General features: G+C 47.0%; 1 tRNA gene. It reads right to left on the reverse strand.

The features are described from left to right. Window positions 1–148 precede the first annotated feature (148 nt). A tRNA-Ala gene (locus tag PMM47T1_RS28545) sits at window positions 149–224 on the reverse strand. Between the last annotated feature and the right edge of the window lie 40 nt (window positions 225–264).

The following is a 264-nucleotide window of genomic DNA, read 5'->3' on the forward strand; positions in this document are numbered from 1 at the left end:
TCCGTTACCAGTGAAAGTAACGTTCAGTCTATCTTTCTATCACATACCCAAATTTTTAAAGAACGATCTAATCAAAGACTAGAAATCAACATTCACCATCAACCTGATGGAATGCTCATTTCTAAGCTTTAACGCAGAAGCAGTTAAGTGGTGGAGCCAAGCGGGATCGAACCGCTGACCTCCTGCGTGCAAGGCAGGCGCTCTCCCAGCTGAGCTATGGCCCCGTGTACAGGCATTTCCCACACAAAAATTGGTGGGTCTGGG

It is taken from the genome of Pseudomonas sp. M47T1 (assembly GCF_000263855.1).
Lineage (GTDB): Bacteria > Pseudomonadota > Gammaproteobacteria > Pseudomonadales > Pseudomonadaceae > Aquipseudomonas.